Source organism: Streptococcus sp. HMSC065H07 (assembly GCF_001837325.1).
GTDB classification, from domain to species: domain Bacteria; phylum Bacillota; class Bacilli; order Lactobacillales; family Streptococcaceae; genus Streptococcus; species Streptococcus salivarius_H.
Genome location: NZ_KV832019.1, coordinates 29,737 through 49,887 on the forward strand (window position 1 = coordinate 29,737; position 20,151 = coordinate 49,887).

Genomic DNA, 20,151 nt, shown 5'->3' on the forward strand with positions numbered 1-20,151 from the left:
GTAGTTTTCTGTTTCAGTAAAATCTGATAAACTAGAGTTATGCAAACAACAGACTCATTTAGTAAGGCAATTATTTTGGGAGCTACAGGAGGAATTGGACGTCACCTAGCAACTGAACTGGCAAAACATCTTGATTTTCTGGTTCTAGTAGGCCGAAATCCAGACAAATTAGTCCAACTGCAAAATGAATTAGCTGGAAGCAAGGCACAACTTTCAATTAAGGTTTTAAATCTGTGTGATAAGGAAGCACTGGAGAATTTTGGAAAGGCATTAGATGCTGACCTTCTGGTCAATTGTGCAGGACTAGCTAGCTTCTCCATAGGAAGTGATTTAGCCACAGAAAAGGAACAAGAGCTCTGGCAGGTGAACTACCATACTCCAGTCCAGCTAATGAAATTGCTAGTGCAGAAAAATCAGAAAATCCGACTAGTCCAACTTTCCTCACTAGCAGCTCTTTTTCCCCATCCCTATTTAGCGGCATACAGTGCCAGTAAGGCTGCCTTGCAGAACTACACTCTTGCTCTTCAGGAGGAACTATGTCAATCAGATTCCCCGGTCCAGCTAGGTCTGTATATTCTTGGACCAGTCCAAACAGCTATTTTTCCTCCTAAACTAGTAGAGGCATTGGGAGGCAGTCGCTTGCAGATGAAGCCTGAGAAAGTCGCTCAGCAGTTGATCCGATTCATAGAAAGGGATACTTCCTATGCTGTTATCGGCCTTCGCTATCGCTTGCTAGTATGGCTAGGTCGCTTGCTTCCCCAAAGATGGATCATTCGTCTCCTTGAAAGGTATTTACGAAAGGGACTTAATAGATGAAATTGTTAGTTATATTTTTAGGCGTTGCTTATCTTCTCTTATTTCTCATCCGTTGGTTACTGTCCTTCATTTATTATAAAAAAGGTCAGTCTCATCTTGCGGACTTCCCAGAAGAGCTTTTTACGGTGGTCCAACCCATCCTCTCTGGGGATCCTCGTTTAGAGAGTGATTTGCGGGCCAATCTCCAGCAAACAAAAGTAGTTGAGTTTTACTGGTTAATTGACCAGTCTGACACAGAAGCTCAGCATGTAGCGAACAAAATTTGCCAAGATGAGTCATTTGCCCAACGTATCCGAATCTTTCTCATTGAAGACGTCCCTCAGGGAATTAATCCCAAGAGTTACAAGATTGAGCAGGTTGTAGAGGAGCTGACCCGGCCTTATCTGATTGTTTTGGACGATGATAGTGTGATTGATTTTTCTAAAATGGGTGAGCTGACTACCTATCTAGGTCAAGAGGTCATTCTGACAGGTATTCCCTATAACCAAGAAAGAAGTAATTTCTGGTCCAAGCTGGTCGCAGCATTCGTTAATGGCAATTCCTTTATTACCTATTTTACCATGGCAGAAGTTGAAGCGAATCACTCCATTAATGGGATGTTTTATATCCTACCGGTAGAACTTGCAAAAGATCAGGGGCTCTTCACAGCGATTAAGGACTATCTGTGTGATGATTTAGCTGTGGCCGATTTTTTAAGGAGTAAAGGAGTATCCATTATCCAAACGCGGGTTACCTGTAATGTTCGAACGACTATCAAGGATGCCAAGCAATATTTGCTCCAGATGAAGCGGTGGCTTCTCTTTAGCTCCATCTATCTCAAAGAACACCTGGACTGGAAGCTGTTTAGCCTCATAGGTTTACCTAGTTTTCTGCCTCTCCCAGGTTTGATCTTAAGTCTTATTTTAGGTTGGCCTTATCTTCTTCTATCCTTAAGCTTACTGGTATTCAAGGCAGTTTGGATGCTCCTCTATCGACAAAGCATTCTAACCAATCGCTTACACTTGGATGAAGTCACCTACGAAGTGCTGAATGATTTCCTGCTTCCTTGGCTGTTTGTCTATGTTCTAATGACACCTCCTGTGATTAATTGGCGGGGGCGGAAGATTCGAGTGACGGATGGAAAGATTCGTTATGAGTAAGATGAAGTCCTATCTAGACCGTTTGTCTGCTTTGTCTCCTGATCAGACCATGCTAGGCTCTGATTGCTTGGTTCTCTTTCTTAGTGGGAGCAGTGATATTACTTGTGCCGGGCTGACAGCTGGGCAACTAGACCTCCTCCATGCAATTTGTCCATCTGGCTATTCAGTGGTAGCCAGTAATTTTCCCTTCAATCAAGATTTTGAACATATAAAGTCTCCACAAGTATCCCTCTTGTCAGCTTCTGCATCCAATATCATCTACTATTGGCATACGATTTTGAACCTTCGTTTCCAAAAGTTGTTACAGGAGCACTTGTCTCCCTTGTTGGAAGCTCAGGAAGTAGTTCTTGTCTGTAAGAGTTCAGGGGTCAATATGCTTACTCAATGGTTGAATCATTTGGATAACGAGATATCCCTTCCAAGATTTCGCATAATCGCACTTGGTCCTGTCTCCCAAAAACTCTTAAACAACAAAAAACTAGAGGTACTGGTGGTTAAAGGAAAAAAAGATCCATATTCTAAATTCTTGGATTCCCACCAAGCGGATATCCTAGTGGATTCGGATCATTATAGCTATGAATACAAAGAAGATGTGAAAGGAATCATTCATGACTGGATTAGACAAAGTGATAAAAATCGATGTGATAAGCGTTCCATTTAGTGGTCATTTATTTCCGACCTTGACCCTGGTGAAACCCTTGTTAGAAGACCCTCGTTATCAAATACGTGTCATTACAGGTTATCAAAAGAAGAAATTAGTTGAAAAAATTGGCTTTGACTGTGTTGCCTTATTTCCAGATCGTCCGACAGTGATGGAAGATATCGCCAATACCTCAAAGCAAGCAAAACCACATATTATGTACCAACAATTAATCGCAAATAGCAAACTAATTCCAGAAGTTATAGACGAAATCAAGCGAATTTGGGAGTCCGATGGAAAACCAGATTTGATTATTGCAGATTTCATTGCAGCTCCTGCTGGTATTTTAGCAGACCGTTTGGGAATTCCCTGGATTACGACCCTCCCAAGTCCAGTAGCTATTGAGAGTCGCACAACTACTCCTGCTTATTTAGGAGGTTGGAAACCCCATCAGGGAATCCTCTACAAATGTAGAGATGCACTGGGTAGACAGATTATTCGCATGGCAAAAAGAATTGGCTTTGCACTTGTTAAAAGAAATCTTAAAAATTTACAAGATTTCAAACTTTATAGAGAGGATGGTACAGAAACCATCTATTCTCCTTATTCAATTCTGGCTCTGGGAATAAAAGAGTTGGAGTTTAGAGATGATTTTCCATCCCATCTTAAGTGGGTTGGTTATCGCTGCCTTTCTTTTGACAAACTACCCAAGGAACAAGAACAGTATTTCACGACCTCTCAAAAACGCGTGTTAGTGACTTGTGGTACCCATTTAAAATGGGAAAAAGAAAGAATGGTGAAATTGGCCAAAATGCTAAGTCAAGAATATCCTGACTATCATTTCTATGTCACACTAGGTAACCCAAGTGGTTTGCAAAATCCGCCACATCATCTAAATAACAATCTTTTACTTTTTGATTATCTGCCCTACACAGACATTCTAGATAAAATGGACTTTGTGATACATCACGCTGGTTCAGGTATTCTAATGGGATGTATCGAACAAGGCATTCCTAGCCTTATTCTTCCTCAAGATTTTGATCAGTTTGATAACGCCTTACGAGCTGAGTTAGCCCAGGTAGGACTTGTCTCTCGAAAAAAAACAGAGTCTGAAGTCTTAGATTTATTCCAAGCATTAATTTCTCAAAAAGATTGGTCTAAATTACATTCTCTAACTCAGATAAGTAAAGCCTATCAACCTACAGAAATACTTTATCAAGAGATTGAAAGACTTTTAAACATAGATAAATAATCTTATTAACAAAAACTTAGGTCCTCTCCTAAGTTTTTTTGTAACTTTTAGTCATTATAAAAAGCCGACCAAAGGTCAGCTTTCTATAGTCTAATATCTCTCAGCAAGTTCGTAATAAGTGCGGACGACATGTCCTTTATAATGCACTCTGACTTTCCGTAGCCAAAGGCTATCACCTTTTTCAAGGGTATAGAAGTCATCTCGACTAACGAAAAAGTTACGTTTTGCCTCACCAACTTTAACGACTAGGAAATGATTGGTACTCGTTCTTGGTGCCTTAGCAATTCTCTTTCCAACTATGACACCTACTACCTTTGACCAGTCCTCGCTATAATAGCCCATCTTGGTTAAAATAAATAGAAGAAATTTATCCGTTAGTATCCAAATACCAGAAGAAAGAGCAAGTACGAAAAAGATAAATATTCCTGTCACCAAGCCCAGACTACCACTCTCACGTCCACTGTCAAACCAGAGATGCAAACCTTTCTCATTTCCAAAATACAGCAGGGCTAGAAAAATACCTGTAAGGAGGAGAGAGAAGACTCTTTCAATATTTCTCAAAATAAAATCTTTCATGTCTCTACTCCTTTTCTACCGTAGTGTAGCTACCATTTTCACTCTTGATAGCAATATCTGATGACATGGCTACTGATAAAGTAATGGGACCACGAACTTGGCCATCAGTATCTCTGAGTTCCCAATTGCTACCGTCGTTACTTGTGGCTAACCCCTTGTCTTCTTGTCCATTTTCATAAACTGGCAGGACATAAACCTCTGTCACCCCCGGTAGTTCTTGATGCTGTCCTGTCGAGCTGTCCTCAATCACAAAGGTTGAACTAGCTTGGTCATAGACCACTTTCTTTGTATCAGAAATGGGCTTGTCTGATTTTTTAGCCAAATCAGATATGGCTGAAGCTGCCTTATCTACCGTTCCCTGTGAGACCAGTTCATTTCCTGTAAGGCCTGTGATGACCTCTATTTTCTTAGGTTGCGATTTCTGCATCTCTCTGGTGAAAAAGCCATTAGCGAGGAAAAAAATACCACATACCATTACTATAAAGGATAAGACAATCACCCCTCCACCTGTCCGTGTGGGCTCTGTCACTTCTGTCATTGGACGAAGAGGAGGTCCTTGCCAAGCGTTCTTTTTGTGTCTCTTATCCAAGAGGTCACAAAGGTAGTCTTCCAACAATGCGAAGCCATAATCCTTGGCTAGACTTTCAATTCCTTCCAAGGTCTCATAACTTAGGCCACCTCTTTCAAGTATAGCACCAATAGTTTTGGTAAAACGGTAGGCAAAATCCTGGTCGTCCAACCAGCCCAAAGCAGCACACTCACTCATATAGTCTTTGAGTTTAGAAATAGTTAGAGTATTATATAGGAAATATAGCTCAACAGTCTGAAGAAAACTATCCTGCTCTTCGATAGCTAAATCTTCATTTAGGACAGAATCCTCGCGAGTCCTTGAATGAGGCTCACTGTGATTGAACATTTCATGAGTATCTGATAAAGTTAGCTCATCCAGTTGCTTCTGCTCTTCTTCAGCATCCACCTGCTGAACCTCATATTCAGTCACTTGCTCGTCGTTGACTTTTTCAGTTGCATAATCTGTAAGCTCAAGTTCATCAATACTTTCTTGCTCTTGAACAGACTCGCTACTATCTGCAGCTTGTTTAAAGGAAGCTTCTAGCTGGGAGGTAGACACCACCCCAACCACGCTACCATCGGTCTGTTTATGGCCTATGACAGCACTATTCTCCTCATTTCCAGAATGCGATTTTTGCCAGGCAAGGGCCTCTTGATAAGCCTTTTGCAGGCGTTGGAAATTTTCAGGATCATCCTCAGGGTGATAAACCTTACTCTGTTTGGCGTAGGCTCTCTTGATGTCCTTAAGATTATTGGTTGGTTGAATGCCTAAAATCGACCAAAAATTCATGCGTCACCTCCTATCTCCAGAAATTAGGGTCATCAGACCTATCAAAGGGCTTACCATTCTCCTCATGGTCGTCTTTTTCTTGACGGAAAATATCCAAATCATCTAGTGACATGATATTTTCAATGCTATCAAGATAAGCTTGGTAGCGTTTCACGATTTCTTTTCGTTTCTTGATATTGTTAATAGCCAACTGATAGCCTTTTTCAAAATCTTCCATCTGCCACAAAAAATGTAGTTGCATCTTATAAGGCATCTCCATGACTAAACGATAGGCACGCTCAGACTGCGTTTTAAAGTCGGCCTCAAAGGACAATTGATCAGAGACAAGCTTGATATTCTCCAGATGCTCACTCTTGTCGACCTCTTCGATTTTACTTTGACTACCGATACGATACGTTTTAGTCTCGCCTGTTGACCCCAGTTTAACCTCTATATAGAGCATGGAATTAATATCGTAAGTAAAGGTGGTCTCAAAAAACTCTGTCTTAGTCGCAGTCCCAGGAACATCGATAATAAACTCATCCAAAAAAAGATTTGCCTCAGGATCGAGCGATTCTCCCTGATAAATCATAAAGCGACATTGTTTCTGTCCCCGGCTGGCATAATAAAATTTGCTAGCTGAGGTCGGAAGGACAGACAGCTTATTAATAACCTTTGAAAAAATATTTTTATCAAAGTCAGAGTCATAGGCACTGATTCCCAATGAGAAAGGACAAATATCAGTAATTACCAAATCTTTGACCTTTTCCTGACGCTCTTTAACAGCTAAATAAGTCCCCAAACCACGCGCAACCAACTCATCCATATCCTTCAAACGCTTAATAGGAAGATTGAGAAGATTCATGATATAGGATTGAACCAAAGGCATCATGCTAGACCCACCAACCAAGATAAAGGCATCTAGCTCATGAGCCCTGTAGCCGCTATCACTCACCGCTCTACCAATGACTTTCTTAACACGGTCAAGAACAGGTTGAATAATGGACTTAAGCTCAGCTTGAGTGTATTGTTTCATGTAATATTGGTCATCGTAAGTTAAGGAGACTGCAGCCAGTTTTTCCTTTTGTAGCTTGAGCTTGCAACGTTCTGAAGACAAGAGGAGACTAGACTTTTGCTTCCTATCTAATTTCTCCAAATCAATCCCTTGCGACTGGCAAAAGTCTTCAGCAATAGCCTTATCAAAGTCACTACCACCCAAGAAGTTATCACCTGCAATGGAAACAATTGAAATCACATTATCAAAGCAATCAACCACAGAAACATCAAGCGTTCCTCCTCCAAAGTCGAAAACGATGAAAGACTCGTCCATACCAATCTTATGACAAGAAATAGCTGCCGCAGAAGGCTCGTTAATCAAACGTTCTACCTTAATGCCCAATCGTTGTCCAATAGCCTTAGTCGCAGATCGTTGCTTCTCGTTAAAATAAGCTGGCACACTAATAAGTATCTCATCTACCCTTTCACCTAAGTAACTCTCCGCATCTGCTACTAATTGTTTAACCACCAAAGTTGACAAATCCGTTGCCGAGAAAGCTTCCCCATCAAGGTAAAATATTTCATTGGTTCCCATTGAACGTTTAAAGAGTTGGGCCGTATTCTCAGGGTCAGTCACTAAGCGTTCCTTCGCAATTTTTCCAACCGTCAAAACATCATCAGACACATGGACCACGCTAGGCGTCAAATATTCGCCAAAGCCATTTGGAATCAGCTCAACCTCACCCTCACGATAGGTAACCGCTAGACTATTCGTCGTTCCCAAATCAATACCAATTGTTGCCATAACATTCTCCTAAACTGCTTTTGTCCTTCCATTATAACATAGTCAAGAATGTCCTTTTCAAGTGGTAAATAAACTATTTCAAATGAACCATGAACTAAGAAAGTCTGCAAAGATTGGCAGGTGATTCTTTTTGTGAACAAAGTGAGTTTAACTGAGACTTTCCGCTATGATACCCCCCTAAGAACTTAAACTTCAGAGTTTCAGAAATATCGAGACCTTATACTCTAAGCTTAGGTATGGAACTTCCTTGACGTTCGCTGACGCCCATCATCACCTAAGGACAGTCTCGAAAAAGATTCTTTATTAAAAAATAAAAGCCAACCCAAGGTCAGCTTTTCATTTATCTTAATGACTATTTTTTGAATGGTTCTTCCACCATGATGAGAGGATAGAACCTGAGATATTGTGCCAAATACTGAAGATAGTTGATGGGATGGCAGCTTGTGGCACGAAATATTTCATGGCAAGGGTTGCTCCAAGACTTGAGTCTTGCATCCCCACTTCGAAAGTAATGGCTTTTTGTTGTGGTTCTTCCAAACCAAGGATTTTTGAAAATCCAAAACCAAGGGCATAACCACAAAGGTTATGAAGCATAACAACTGGGATAACAAGGGCTGTCGCTGCTGTGAAAATATTGGCATGGTTGGCAGAAACAACTGCTCCAACAATCAAGAGGATGGCGGCTTGTGAAATCAAAGGCATAATCTTGATGATGGCATCGATTTTCTTACCAAAGATTGAGTGAACGAGCACACCCAAGATAATAGGGACAACCACGATACGCAAGGTACTTAGGAAGAGGCTTTGGGCAGGGACACTCACGTACTGACCAGCCAAGAATGACAAGAGGGTTGGAATCATGAGTGGTGCCAAGAGAGTTGAGAGGGTTTCAATAGAGACATCCAAGGCAACATCCCCACCTGAAAGGAAGGCCATGACACTCGATGAAGTCCCACTTGGACAAGAGCCAACAAGGATAACCCCTGCTGCTGTAGCACCTTTCAGATGGAAAATCATACAAAGCAACCAAGCCAAACCAGGCATGATGACATAGTGAGCTACAGTCCCGAGAACAACTGGAATTGGACGCTTAGCAATACGTTTAAAATCTTCAGTTGTCAAGGTAAGCCCCATACCAAAAAGAATCAAACCAAGCAGATAAGCCGTATTGGGAATGACCCAACTACTAGTTGCAGGAAGGGCGTAGTTAAAGGCCGCCCAAAGGATAACAGCTACAGTAAACCATTTGCTGAGCCATTTACTAAAAGATACAAGTGACTCCATAATGAAACCTTCTTTCTATTTTCACAGAATAGTATAGCACTTTCATTTTGAATTTTAAGGTAAATTTCGAATTTTCTGAAATTAATTTCAAAACAATAACCCTCACACTTAGAATGCGAGGATTATTGATTTTATAAACCTTAAGACTTATCTTCTAACTTCTCTTCAAACTGTTGAGCCCGTTCTTCTCCCCACCATAGTGGCAATAATTCGCCCAAAGTAATGGTTTGACGTGTTTCGTAGTCAATCATAAACTCCAAGTTACGATTATCAGGATGGAGTTCCATTAGAAATTCTCGACAAGCCCCACAAGGCATGCCAGACGGTCCACCATGAGGTGGCTGGTCGCGAAAGGCGATAATTCGCTTAACCTTGGTCTGACCAGACTCTTGATACATATTGAAAAGGGCAGCCCTTTCAGCACATAGATGGAAAACACCACAAGTTCCTTCCATACAAAAGCCTGTAAAAATTTGTCCATCTTCAGCCTCAACGGCAGCCACAACGTGTCTAGCATAGACAAAGTCTGAGACTTCCTGTGGCTGATACAAGGCTTGAGCCTTTTCATACATTTTCTGCCAGATATCCATTATTTCTCCTTTAACCTCGATCACTTTCCCTTTGAGACTTGATAAAGAGTGCAAGCCCTGTTGCTACTGCAGTATAAGCTACAATAAACAGGAGTGATTTCCATGAAAATTTCCCATTGATAGCAAAATTAACGACCAATTCATTGACATGATAGACAGGCGTCCACTCAGAAATGCTCTGAACCCACTTTGGAAACATGGAAATAGGCATCCATGAACCACCCACAATAGCCAAGCCAAGGTAGGTGATATTTGCAACCACAGACATGATTTGTTGGGATTTAATCTGAGCGATAAGCAAGCCAAAGGCCAAAAAGACCAAGCTTGATAGAAGTAAGAGGGCACCTGAACCTAGCCAACCTGACAAAGGCAACTCAACATCTCGAACAAAGGCTCCCACACAAAAAGTCACAATGATAGCCACCATAAAATTCAGCAAAACACGAAAGATCTTAGATAGATAATAAGCCGAAATGCTGATTTTAGAATGCTCGATATAGGTCAACCAGTGCTCCGTTTGGTCCTCTTGCAACATATAAGGGAAGGTAAATAAACCAAAGCTAGACATGGAAAAGCCAGTCATGGTCAACATATAAGACAGCAAAAAATCTTTTTGAGCCTCAGGATTAGGTGTTGAGACAATACTTGAAAAAAGGAGAAAAAAGCCAACAGGCATCCCGATTCCCATGATAAAGACTGGCCAGCTTCGCCACGTTTTTATCCATTCAATTTTTAGTAATGCTTTCATGCCTTGTCCTCCCTTGTTGAATCAAATAGGCTATCCAAGAGTGTTTTATTTTGGATTTCAATATCAGAAATTCCACAGCCTGATTTTTCGAGTCTTTGCCATACCTTTTCGATATCTTTGGTCATGAAGCTAATGACATCCCGCTTTTCAGTAACCTCATATATATCTTCCAAGCCATGAACAATGTTAACAAAGCTACTTGGAAGAGTGACCTGTTTCTCTTTCTCTTCATGTCGCATAGCATATGGTGTGGTATCTCTGATAAGTTTTCCTTGATGGAGGACTAAGATACGGTCAGCTGTGTGTTCCACTTCTTCAATATAGTGAGAGGAATAGAGAATGGTCACACCTGATTTTTTCAAATCATTAACAATCTCCCAGAAACGCTGACGAGTAGAGGTATCCATACCCGCTGTCGGTTCATCCAAAAATAGGATTTTAGGTTTATCAATCAAACAAAGGACAAAAGCTAGAAGACGTCTTTGCCCACCAGAGAGTTTATCCGCAAACTGCTGGTACTGGTCTTCCTTAAATTGCAGGAGTTCCTGAACCTCTTGATTGGTCAAGGGATTATCAGAAATAGATTGGAAGAAGGCAATCAGCTCACTGACTTTCAAACTATTTGGAATGGTATTTTCCTGAAGGAGAACCGCGATTTTATTTTTGGCCTTACCTGCCTTACCATCAATGAGGACCTGACCACTGCTGGGCTTTTTATCTCCAAGAATACAAGACATCAAGACAGTCTTACCCGCCCCATTAGGTCCAATCAATGCGACACAATCTCCCTGATTTATCTCAAAACTAATATCCTCTAAAATTGTCTTTCCCTTGATGCGTTTTCCAAGGGATGTGACTTGAATAACCGTTTCACTCATACCTGTGATGTCCTTTCTTTTGTATAGGAACCATGCTAATTGACAATAGAGCTGATATCATTGGACTCCCTTAATACTCCACTTCCAACTCCGTACAGAAGAGACTTCCGCTCAGATGAAGTCTCGTTTCAACTTGCTCTAAATCAGATTCAAAACGATCCACCTTTACAGATGATAGGGGATGTGAGATTCCAGTGGTGTCCATAACACAAGCATGAGGAAGTCTAATATGAACTTCACCAAACTTAGCATCAAGATGAACTGCTACCTGACTTGATGCAAAGCTGGCTTGACTCAAATCCAGCCACAGCTCACCGAAAGCCATATTCATATCAACCGTTTCGACTTCTTGAGAATAGATGCGATACCTATCCTCAGCCATATATGTCTTAACAGAAATATGTGGTCCTTTTTGGTCGTTCTTATTGACCTTATAGTCTTTAGTGAGACCTTTCTTTTGACTACGGCCATAGAGCAACTCTAAAGCCAAACCTATTAGAAAGATACCGCTAAAGAGATTCCATTGTGCAAAATCGAGGTCTAACAAGTCATGAACATAGGGTGATAAGAAGGCCAAACCAAGAAAAATGAGGAGAGGTCGCCTATTCAAGATACCAAAACAAAAGAAAGCCACGAAGAAGACCAGATTATAGTTGACCATGATCCAAAAATCTGGAATAAAGGCACTAGCGATAAAACAAGCTGCTAGTAAAAACAACAAGAAGGACCGAAGATTAAATCGTTCCATAAGAAAACTCCTTTCTAGTAAATGATTGCAATTTTCTAATTATTTCCACTACCAGTATAGCACTATTTGTAAACGCATTCAATGTTATATTAAAAGGATTTGCAAGAAAAAAAAAGAGCTTTCGCTCTTTCATCATTTTCAATGTTTGACAGTTACTTGGCCAAAGGATACTGAGCCTGTTAGAGAAACTGTAGTGCTTGATAACTCTCGCTCTCCTAGACTATCGTAGCCTTTCACTCCTGCTAGGCTTGTATGAAGCCCGTGTGTATCCACTTGCCAATCCTTGGGCACTCGAATGATAACTTGAGAAAAATTGGCCTGAACCACAATCTGAGGTCGGTCCGTCATAAACTGAGCCTGACACAAATCCAAGGTCAAACGCCCAAAATCGGCGTTGGCATAGACAGTTTCGAGGTTTTGAGAAGTCACCACTTGCACAGACTCTGAAAAAAGAGTCTTAGCAAAAATCTCTCGCTCATGTTCTTTAGACACCTTGTAAGAGAATTTTTTCTTATAACTTGGCTTGCTCAAACGGTCCACTGCAATGCCCAGGATAAGAATCCCTACAAAGAGTGTCCATTCTGAATAGTCCAATCTAAAGAGGTCATGGATATAGGTCGATAGAAAAGCCATCCCCAAGAAAAAGAGAAATTTCCCCTTAGATTGCCAGCTCAAAAGCACAAAAAGCAAGGCCAAAATCAACTTATAATTAAAAGCCAAATACAAATCTGGAATAAAAGCTGTTGCAATAAAATAGGCTGCAATGATAAGTAGGGTGAAAACACCTGCATTAAATCGTCTCATAACAGTTCCTTTCTAAATCCTGTCCTTGAGTTTTTCCACAAAAAGGTAGGCTGCTGGACAGAAAAGCGTATTTTTTATAGTCAGATGATTGATCTGATAGATTTTCTTACGATCCGTGTGAGGAAAGGCTGCACAAGCCTTAGGACGGACATCATAAATATCACAGAGATTATCAGGCCCTAAGAAGGGACAAGGCATAGACTTGAAGACCTTGTCGCCATCCTCATCTACCTGAAGGTACATCTCCTCGAAGGCAGGTAATTTCATTCGAAAATGCTTGGCAATGCGAGTAATGTCCTGCTCTGTGAAGTCGGGACCAAGCGTCTTACAACAATTGGCACACTGGGTACAATCAATTTCTTGAAAGACTTCATTGTGTACCTGCTGAACAATCTTATCTAAATTTTTAGGAGCCTTCTTCTTGAGTTGTGCTAGAAACTTTCGGTGCTCTCCTTGCTTTTGACGTGCCAATTCCTCATAACGTTTGACATCAATAGTCTGTGACATGTGTTTTCTCCGATGATTTATAATTCTATCATCTATTATAGCATAAAAGAAATAGAGCCTAGCATGAACTAGACTCTATGTCAATTACATCGATACGATTCGACGATAGGAACGAGACGTTAGGGCAAAAACCAAGATATAGGCTAGGAAGAATACGCCACAAACAATGATAGTAACCACTAACATAAGACTTGGATTAAGAACTCCAATGATACGCACAATCAAACTGATCATATGATAGGCAAAGGCCAAGTGAATAAAGGCAAAAATCAAGGGGAGGAAGAAGACAGTAAGGACTTGCTTTCCAATGGTTTGCTTGACTTGGAGGTCGTCCAAGCCAATCTTTTGAAGAATAACAAAGCGCTCACGATCCTCATAACCCTCGGAAATCTGTTTATAGTAAATCACGAGAACTGTGCCAAGCATGAAGATGATGGATAGGAAGATGCCGATAAAGAAGGTTCCACCAACAAAGCCATTTACCATGCCTTCTGCATCATATCGACTATTTGCAGTGAAGTAAGACTTAGGGAGGCCAGTAGTTTGTCCAGCTAACTGTTGTGTTTCTTTATCCGTGATTTTGTCTAGCAAATCTGAATTTTTCTTGGCATCATGTGAAGGGTCTTTGACATTAACACCAACATAGGTAGCTTGGGTGGTTGCTGTTCCTTTGATACTTTCTTGAAAATCATCCATATCAGGAACAACAAGGTAGCTATAATCAGAAACTATGATTGTGAAGAGGTTGGGTATTTTACCTTTAAGAAAGTCATTAAGGCTATCATGGATCTGGTAGGTTTGACTGTTGACAGACAAACTCTTTTGATCTTTTAATATTTTATTTTTAGTAAATAAGCCAACTTGATTCGAAGTCAGATTGAGGTCTTTACCTGTTAATTGTTTATAAGTAGATTGTGAGAAGACAAGAAAAATTGACTTTGGTAGAACTTTTCTTTCATTCTCAGAAAAGATGGTTAGCTTGTTTTTTTCTTGTTCTTTGATACCAAAGTAGAGGTAACTTGCTTCCACTTTTCTATTTACCTGATTTCCCGTCTGTACTAAGAAATCATCTATAGCTCTCCGTGTACTTGTTAAATCTACATTCGTCCCTGTAACTGAGTAATCATGCGGAGCAGAACTCGCCAGATAGTCTTTTTTTCCAGCATAAATACTTGCAGCACCTACAAGTGTCACCAAAACCATACTTGAGAGAATGGCAATGGTCGCCAGCCCAACTGCATTTTTTTTCATCCGAAAGACAAGGTTGGAAATGGAAATCATATTATTGGGCTTGTAATAGTAGCTCTTCTTCTTTTTCAAGAGTTGCAGAACAACTGTTGTCCCGGCATTAAAGAGAAGGTAAGTCCCTAGAATGACCAGTAGAACAGCTAGAAAAAAACTCATAATAGCCGTTACTGGATTCTGAACAGAGAGAGCAAGATAGTAACCATACCCCATAGCACCAAGTCCCAAAAGGGTTTGAATCACTAGAAAACGTCCCTTTTTTTCACCCTTAAGGCCATCTTTAGTTAATTGTAAAGGATTAAGCCGTAGCAATCGGAAACCATTTACCAAAACCAACAAACTAAAAATACAAACAAAGATGACAAGAACAATAGGAATTGTCATTACTTGAAAGGTCGAAACTAAACCAGTACTTTCACCGATAAGCCTTTGAAGAAAAGCATAAATGAGTTTATCGAAAAGTGCCCCCACACCTATACCTAGAAGCAAAGTCACAAAACTCATAATCACTGTTTCTTTTAGAATCATACTAAAGAGATGACGCTTCTCTAAGCCTAGCACACTATAGAGACCAAGCTCCCTTGAACGATTTTTCATAACAAAGCTATTGGCATAAAGAACAATAATTCCAGAGGATAGGGCGACAATTCCAAGTCCCATCCCCAAAACCATCTTGATAGCATCTGCCCCAGTCAAGTCATCCAGATGAGGATTAAGCGTTAAAGATGTAAAGATATAGGTAATGGCAATAGCCAGAATGGTTGCTAAAGCAAAAGGATAATAAAGCTTACGATTTTTTATGAGATTGGACAAAGCCAGTCTATTGGTTAGACGAAACATATTAGTTCACCTCACTTGCCATTGCAGTTAGTGTATCGGAAATTTCCTGGAACATTTGATGTTCAGACTTATCTCCTTTGAAGATTTGATTATAAAGAATTCCATCCTTGATAAACAAAACACGCTTCGCACGACTGGCAGCAGCCGTCGAGTGAGTTACCATGAGAATGGTCTGACCGGTGGTATTGATGGCATCAAAGACATCTAAGAGTGCCGCTGAAGATTTGGAATCCAGAGCACCTGTTGGCTCATCTGCTAAGAGGATTTCTGGTTGAGTGATGATTGCACGCGCAACCGCAACCCTTTGTTTTTGCCCACCTGAAATTTCATAAGGGTACTTCTCTAGTAAGGAATGAATTCCCAGTTGACGACTGATTGCATCTACTTGTGTCATCATTTGCTTAAGTGGGCGACGAGAAAGAACCAAAGGTAGCAAGATATTATCTTTAACGGATAGGGTATCCAAGAGATTGAAATCCTGGAAAACAAACCCTAATCTTTCACGACGGAAGCTAGAAGCATCCTTGTTTTTGATGGTTGCTGTGTCCATACCATTCAGATAGACACGCCCTGCTGTTGGTTTATCAAGCATGGCAAGGATATTAAGCAAGGTTGATTTTCCTGACCCGGACTCACCCATGATTGCAACATAGTCACCTTTATCAACCGTAAAATGGATATCTTTAAGGGCTTCAACCTGATTTCCTTTGAAACGTGTTTTATAGACTTTTTTAACATGTTGAACATCTAGTAATGTCATAATAAGCTCCTTTATTTAATAGATTTAGAAGAGATTCTAGGAACCTCTTACTTAACTTCTGATACCATTTTATAGAAAAAGCAAGGTCTCAACCATAACCCTTGCTTTCATTTCTAGCCTTATTTCTTACACTTTTGTAAGTTATTAATCAATAGCCAACTTCTGCTTTTGAAAATGAATGGAAACTGTGGTTCCTTGACCTACTTGGGAACTAATACTAATATCATGTCCAAGCTGATCAGCAATTTTCTTAGAAAGATAGAGTCCCAGTCCAGACGACTGCTGAGTCAAGCGACCATTGTAACCTGAAAAGCCACGCTCAAAGACACGTAGAATATCACTATTTTTAATACCAATCCCAGAATCTTTAAGATAAAGTCTATTATCTTTGAAGTAAATGTCAATGCCACCACTTTTTGTGTATTTCAAACTATTTGACAAGACCTGCTCTACGATAACCAAGAGCCATTTTTCATCTGAAACGACCTTAACATCCAAGTCATGTAGATTAATAGTCAATCCTTTTTGAATAAAGAATAGACTATGTTTTCTAACAACTTCTTTAACTAAGGGGTCTAATGCAACCTGCCTCAACTGCAAATCATCATGAAAGTTTTCCAAACGTAAATACTGCAAGACCAGATTGGTGTAGGCATCAATCTTGAAGACCTCTTGCTCCAAGAGAGCCCTCGTTTTACTATCTGTAACATCCCCTAACAATAATTGACTGGCTGCTATTGGCGTCTTGATTTGATGCACCCAAAGAGTATAGTAGTCCATCAAATCTGTATAGCGCTTGCGCTCCTCCTCAGTCTGAACCATTTGACTCTCCTTAGCATTTTCCAAGGCCTGAGCTAGATAAAACTCTAAAGGACTTGATGGTGTCATTTTCTCATAGAGATAGGCTAAGTTATAAGACTGATAAGAGCTAACCAAGTCCCAAATAACTATGATGATAGCCACAAATGTCAGTATGGTCAAGGCATAATGAAGAATATCTGCTGCCTCTTCAAATAAAAAGGCAAACAAAACCAAGATGATTCCATTAAAAATAAACAAAAGATAGAAAGGTAGACGAGACCTAATCTGATATTTGATAAATTGACGCTTATCCATCATGACGCAACCCGTAACCGACACCTTTCTTGGTTTCAATAAAATCCTTCAAACCAACTGCCTCTAACTTCTTACGTAAACGTGCCACATTGACAGACAGGGTATTATCATCAATAAAGAAGTCACTGTTCCAAAGCTCCTTCATAAGGTCTTCCCGACTAACGATATTTCCAGCATGGTCGAAGAGAACTTGTAAAATCTGAAACTCGTTCTTGGTCAAAGAAACGACTTCTCCCTGATAAACCAGATCCATGGCCTTAAGGTTCATAATCACACCCATATATTCCAAAAGACTCTGATCCTTTCCAAACTCATAAGATCGGCGCAAAAGCCCTTGAATTTTTGCCAAGAGAACATTTTGGTCAAAGGGTTTAGTCACAAAATCGTCCCCACCCATATTGATTGCCATAACGATATCCATGGCCTGATCCCTGGAAGACAAGAACATAATAGGCACCTTGGAGACCTTACGAATTTCCTGACACCAATGATAACCATTAAATAGAGGTAAACCAATGTCCATAAGAACCAAGTGGGGCTCTACTTTTACAAAAATAGATAATACTTCCATGAAATCTTCAACAAGAACAACTTCGTAACCCCACTGTTCTAGCATTTTTTTGACTTGTTGACGGATAACCTCGTCGTCCTCCACTAATAAAATCTTATGCATAACTCAACCTCTTTCATTTCCCACTATTATAACAATAAATACCCCAAGAAACGACCATTCTCAGCAAATCTTACAATAATGTTAGATTAAATTTTCCAACTTTTAAAATAGTGCGTTTTCATAGGAAAAATCCTTTGAGTCTTCAAAGAAAATATAGTATTATAATAGAGTTGATGTTGGTTTATCATCAACCAACGACAGCTTCATCGAACAATGAGAAGATTACTTATTTATGTCACGAATTGGCGTGACGTTTCTACAAGGTGCCGTAACACCTAACAATAAGTAAGTCATAAAGTCATCAAAAGATTTTACCGTCTTTTTATGATTTTAAAGGCTTGCTTTGCAGGCCTTTTTCTGTTATTCGATTGTTTTGATCTTTGTCAGAGTCTCAATGGAATCTGAGAAAATCAAAATACACTTTAGTTTTATTTTTTTATAGGAGGTAATATGAAATTACTGGAAGACCGCATTCTCAAAGATGGGAATGTCCTTGGGGAGAACATCCTCAAAGTTGACTCTTTCCTTACTCACCAAGTGGACTTTGATCTCATGCGTGAGATTGGAAAGGTCTTTGCTGAAAAGTTCAAGGATGCAGGCATCACCAAGGTGGTGACTATCGAGGCATCTGGTATTGCTCCAGCCCTCTATGCTGCTGAGGCTTTGGATGTCCCTATGATCTTTGCTAAGAAGGCTAAAAATATCACCATGAATGAAGGGATCCTCACTGCTGAGGTTTACTCCTTCACTAAGCAGGTGACTAGCACTGTCTCTATCGCAAGCAAGTTCCTCACTCCTGAAGATAAGGTTCTCATCGTTGATGACTTCCTAGCTAACGGCCAAGCTGCCAAAGGCTTGATTCAAATCATCGAAGAAGCTGGCGCACACGTCGAAGCGGTCGGTATCGTTATTGAGAAATCTTTCCAAGATGGTCGTGCCCTTCTGGAAGAAGCTGGCTACCCAGTTGTTTCACTTGCTCGTTTGGATCGTTTTGAAAATGGTCAGGTCGTATTTAAGGAGGCAGACATCTAATGCAAAACAAAGAGAAACATTCGCAGGCGGCGGTCCTAGGACTGCAACACCTACTTGCCATGTACTCGGGATCAATCCTGGTTCCAATCATGATTGCTGGAGCCTTAGGGTATTCAGCTCATGAATTAACCTACTTGATTTCAACCGACATTTTCATGTGTGGTGTAGCAACCTTCCTCCAACTTCAACTTAATAAATACTTCGGTATCGGTCTTCCAGTTGTTCTTGGGGTTGCCTTCCAGTCAGTAGCACCACTTATTATGATTGGTGAGAAACACGGTAGCGGTGCTATGTTTGGTGCCCTTATCGTTTCAGGGATTTATGTTATCCTCGTTTCTGGCGTCTTTTCAAAAGTGGCCAATCTCTTCCCTTCTATCGTTACGGGATCTGTCATCACTACTATTGGTTTGACCCTCATCCCTGTGGCTATCGGAAATATGGGGAACAACGTTGATAAACCAACTGGTCAAAGCCTCTTCCTTGCAGCTATCACCGTTCTCATCATCCTTTTGATTAATATTTTCACTAAAGGATTTATCAAATCCATCTCAATCTTGATTGGTTTGATTGTCGGTACTGCTATCGCAGCAAGCATGGGCTTGGTTGACTTCTCACCAGTGGCTGCGGCACCTATTGTCCACGTGCCAACACCATTCTACTTCGGAATGCCTAAGTTTGAGTTGTCATCAATCATCATGATGTGTATTATCGCTACAGTGTCTATGGTTGAATCAACTGGGGTTTACTTGGCCCTCTCTGATATTACCAAAGAACCACTCGATAGCACTCGCCTTCGTAACGGTTACCGCGCTGAAGGTTTGGCTGTTCTCCTTGGTGGACTCTTCAACACCTTCCCATACACTGGTTTTTCACAAAACGTTGGTCTTGTGAAATTGTCAGGTATCAAGACTCGCTTGCCAATCTACTATGCAGCTGGTTTCCTTGTTCTTCTTGGACTCCTTCCTAAGTTTGGTGCCTTAGCGCAAATCATCCCAAGCCCAGTCCTTGGTGGCGCTATGCTTGTTATGTTCGGTTTTGTTTCTATCCAAGGGATGCAAATCTTGGCACGTGTTGATTTCGCCAACAACGAACACAACTTCTTGATTGCTGCGGTATCAATCGCTGCAGGGGTTGGTCTTAACGGCAGCAACCTCTTCAACAGCCTACCAAATGCTTTCCAAATGTTCTTCTCAAACGGTATCGTCGTTGCAAGCTTGCTTGCCATCGTCCTCAATGCCATTTTGAACCATAACAAAAAAGAAAAATAACACAAGAACACCTGAGTCACTTGACTTAGGTGTTTTGTCATGCAATAAAACAGATTGAATCCAAGTCATAACTATAGTACAATGAAAATACAAAT

General features: G+C 40.5%; 20 protein-coding genes and 1 riboswitch. Of the genes, 6 read left to right on the forward strand and 14 right to left on the reverse strand.

Annotated features, from left to right (window positions below; all coding sequences use genetic code 11):
* The first annotated feature begins 39 nt into the window (after window positions 1-39).
* The 4 genes from HMPREF2637_RS02295 to HMPREF2637_RS02310 are packed head-to-tail and all read left to right on the forward strand — an operon-like array spanning window position 40 to window position 3,847.
* A complete protein-coding gene (locus HMPREF2637_RS02295; RefSeq protein WP_064525178.1) occupies window positions 40-816 on the forward strand; it encodes an SDR family NAD(P)-dependent oxidoreductase in 777 nt (258 codons plus the stop codon).
* The gene (locus HMPREF2637_RS02300) at window positions 813-1,955 is read left to right on the forward strand and encodes a glycosyltransferase family 2 protein (RefSeq protein ID WP_064525181.1); all 1,143 of its coding nucleotides are present in this window, start codon (window positions 813-815) and stop codon (window positions 1,953-1,955) included. Before HMPREF2637_RS02295 ends, HMPREF2637_RS02300 begins: the two co-directional genes overlap by 4 nt.
* The gene (locus HMPREF2637_RS02305; RefSeq protein WP_064525185.1) at window positions 1,948-2,616 is read left to right on the forward strand and encodes a hypothetical protein; all 669 of its coding nucleotides are present in this window, start codon (window positions 1,948-1,950) and stop codon (window positions 2,614-2,616) included. Before HMPREF2637_RS02300 ends, HMPREF2637_RS02305 begins: the two co-directional genes overlap by 8 nt.
* Complete coding sequence (locus HMPREF2637_RS02310) at window positions 2,564-3,847, forward strand: glycosyltransferase (RefSeq protein WP_064525188.1); 1,284 nt, start codon at window positions 2,564-2,566, stop codon at window positions 3,845-3,847. The genes HMPREF2637_RS02305 and HMPREF2637_RS02310 overlap by 53 nt, the downstream gene beginning before the upstream one ends.
* Window positions 3,848-3,937: 90 nt before the next feature.
* Here HMPREF2637_RS02310 and HMPREF2637_RS02315 read toward each other — a convergent pair whose 3' ends face one another.
* The 14 genes from HMPREF2637_RS02315 to HMPREF2637_RS02380 form a co-directional block, all read right to left on the reverse strand.
* Window positions 3,938-4,423: a hypothetical protein gene (locus tag HMPREF2637_RS02315; RefSeq protein WP_064525190.1), complete on the reverse strand. Its 486-nt coding sequence runs from the start codon at window positions 4,421-4,423 to the stop codon at window positions 3,938-3,940.
* Window positions 4,424-4,427: 4 nt separating this feature from the next.
* Window positions 4,428-5,783, reverse strand: coding sequence for a J domain-containing protein (locus HMPREF2637_RS02320; protein WP_064525193.1), 1,356 nt, complete (start codon window positions 5,781-5,783; stop codon window positions 4,428-4,430).
* Window positions 5,784-5,793: 10 nt separating this feature from the next.
* Window positions 5,794-7,563, reverse strand: coding sequence for an Hsp70 family protein (locus HMPREF2637_RS02325; RefSeq protein ID WP_064525196.1), 1,770 nt, complete (start codon window positions 7,561-7,563; stop codon window positions 5,794-5,796).
* A gap of 345 nt (window positions 7,564-7,908) precedes the next feature.
* Window positions 7,909-8,847, reverse strand: a complete 939-nt coding sequence (locus tag HMPREF2637_RS02330; RefSeq protein WP_037602152.1) for a bile acid:sodium symporter family protein — start codon at window positions 8,845-8,847, stop codon at window positions 7,909-7,911.
* A 140-nt stretch (window positions 8,848-8,987) separates the two neighbouring features.
* Window positions 8,988-9,437 (reverse strand): cytidine deaminase family protein, encoded by a 450-nt coding sequence (locus HMPREF2637_RS02335; RefSeq protein ID WP_064525199.1) that lies wholly within the window; start codon window positions 9,435-9,437, stop codon window positions 8,988-8,990.
* Between the two features lie 10 nt (window positions 9,438-9,447).
* On the reverse strand, window positions 9,448-10,185 hold the full coding sequence (locus HMPREF2637_RS02340) for an ABC transporter permease (protein ID WP_064525202.1): 738 nt from the start codon (window positions 10,183-10,185) through the stop codon (window positions 9,448-9,450).
* Window positions 10,182-11,063: an ABC transporter ATP-binding protein gene (locus tag HMPREF2637_RS02345; RefSeq protein ID WP_021151707.1), complete on the reverse strand. Its 882-nt coding sequence runs from the start codon at window positions 11,061-11,063 to the stop codon at window positions 10,182-10,184. Before HMPREF2637_RS02345 ends, HMPREF2637_RS02340 begins: the two co-directional genes overlap by 4 nt.
* A gap of 70 nt (window positions 11,064-11,133) precedes the next feature.
* A complete protein-coding gene (locus tag HMPREF2637_RS02350; protein ID WP_070838945.1) occupies window positions 11,134-11,811 on the reverse strand; it encodes a hypothetical protein in 678 nt (225 codons plus the stop codon).
* A gap of 138 nt (window positions 11,812-11,949) precedes the next feature.
* Window positions 11,950-12,615, reverse strand: a complete 666-nt coding sequence (locus HMPREF2637_RS02355) for a hypothetical protein (protein WP_048790077.1) — start codon at window positions 12,613-12,615, stop codon at window positions 11,950-11,952.
* A 12-nt stretch (window positions 12,616-12,627) separates the two neighbouring features.
* A complete protein-coding gene (locus HMPREF2637_RS02360; RefSeq protein WP_002885314.1) occupies window positions 12,628-13,122 on the reverse strand; it encodes a YkgJ family cysteine cluster protein in 495 nt (164 codons plus the stop codon).
* Window positions 13,123-13,206: 84 nt separating this feature from the next.
* Complete coding sequence (locus tag HMPREF2637_RS02365; RefSeq protein WP_070838946.1) at window positions 13,207-15,207, reverse strand: ABC transporter permease; 2,001 nt, start codon at window positions 15,205-15,207, stop codon at window positions 13,207-13,209.
* Between the two features lies 1 nt (window position 15,208).
* Window positions 15,209-15,967 (reverse strand): ABC transporter ATP-binding protein, encoded by a 759-nt coding sequence (locus HMPREF2637_RS02370; RefSeq protein ID WP_070838947.1) that lies wholly within the window; start codon window positions 15,965-15,967, stop codon window positions 15,209-15,211.
* Window positions 15,968-16,111: 144 nt separating this feature from the next.
* Window positions 16,112-17,086: a sensor histidine kinase gene (locus HMPREF2637_RS02375; protein ID WP_107373190.1), complete on the reverse strand. Its 975-nt coding sequence runs from the start codon at window positions 17,084-17,086 to the stop codon at window positions 16,112-16,114.
* Window positions 17,076-17,756, reverse strand: coding sequence for a response regulator transcription factor (locus HMPREF2637_RS02380; RefSeq protein WP_048675379.1), 681 nt, complete (start codon window positions 17,754-17,756; stop codon window positions 17,076-17,078). Before HMPREF2637_RS02380 ends, HMPREF2637_RS02375 begins: the two co-directional genes overlap by 11 nt.
* Before the next feature lie 206 nt (window positions 17,757-17,962).
* A riboswitch (purine riboswitch) is annotated at window positions 17,963-18,058 on the forward strand.
* A 148-nt stretch (window positions 18,059-18,206) separates the two neighbouring features.
* Here HMPREF2637_RS02380 and HMPREF2637_RS02385 point away from each other — a divergent pair.
* Window positions 18,207-18,788, forward strand: a complete 582-nt coding sequence (locus tag HMPREF2637_RS02385) for a xanthine phosphoribosyltransferase (RefSeq protein WP_004182304.1) — start codon at window positions 18,207-18,209, stop codon at window positions 18,786-18,788.
* Complete coding sequence (locus HMPREF2637_RS02390; protein ID WP_002891246.1) at window positions 18,788-20,056, forward strand: nucleobase:cation symporter-2 family protein; 1,269 nt, start codon at window positions 18,788-18,790, stop codon at window positions 20,054-20,056. Before HMPREF2637_RS02385 ends, HMPREF2637_RS02390 begins: the two co-directional genes overlap by 1 nt.
* Window positions 20,057-20,151: the final 95 nt, after the last annotated feature.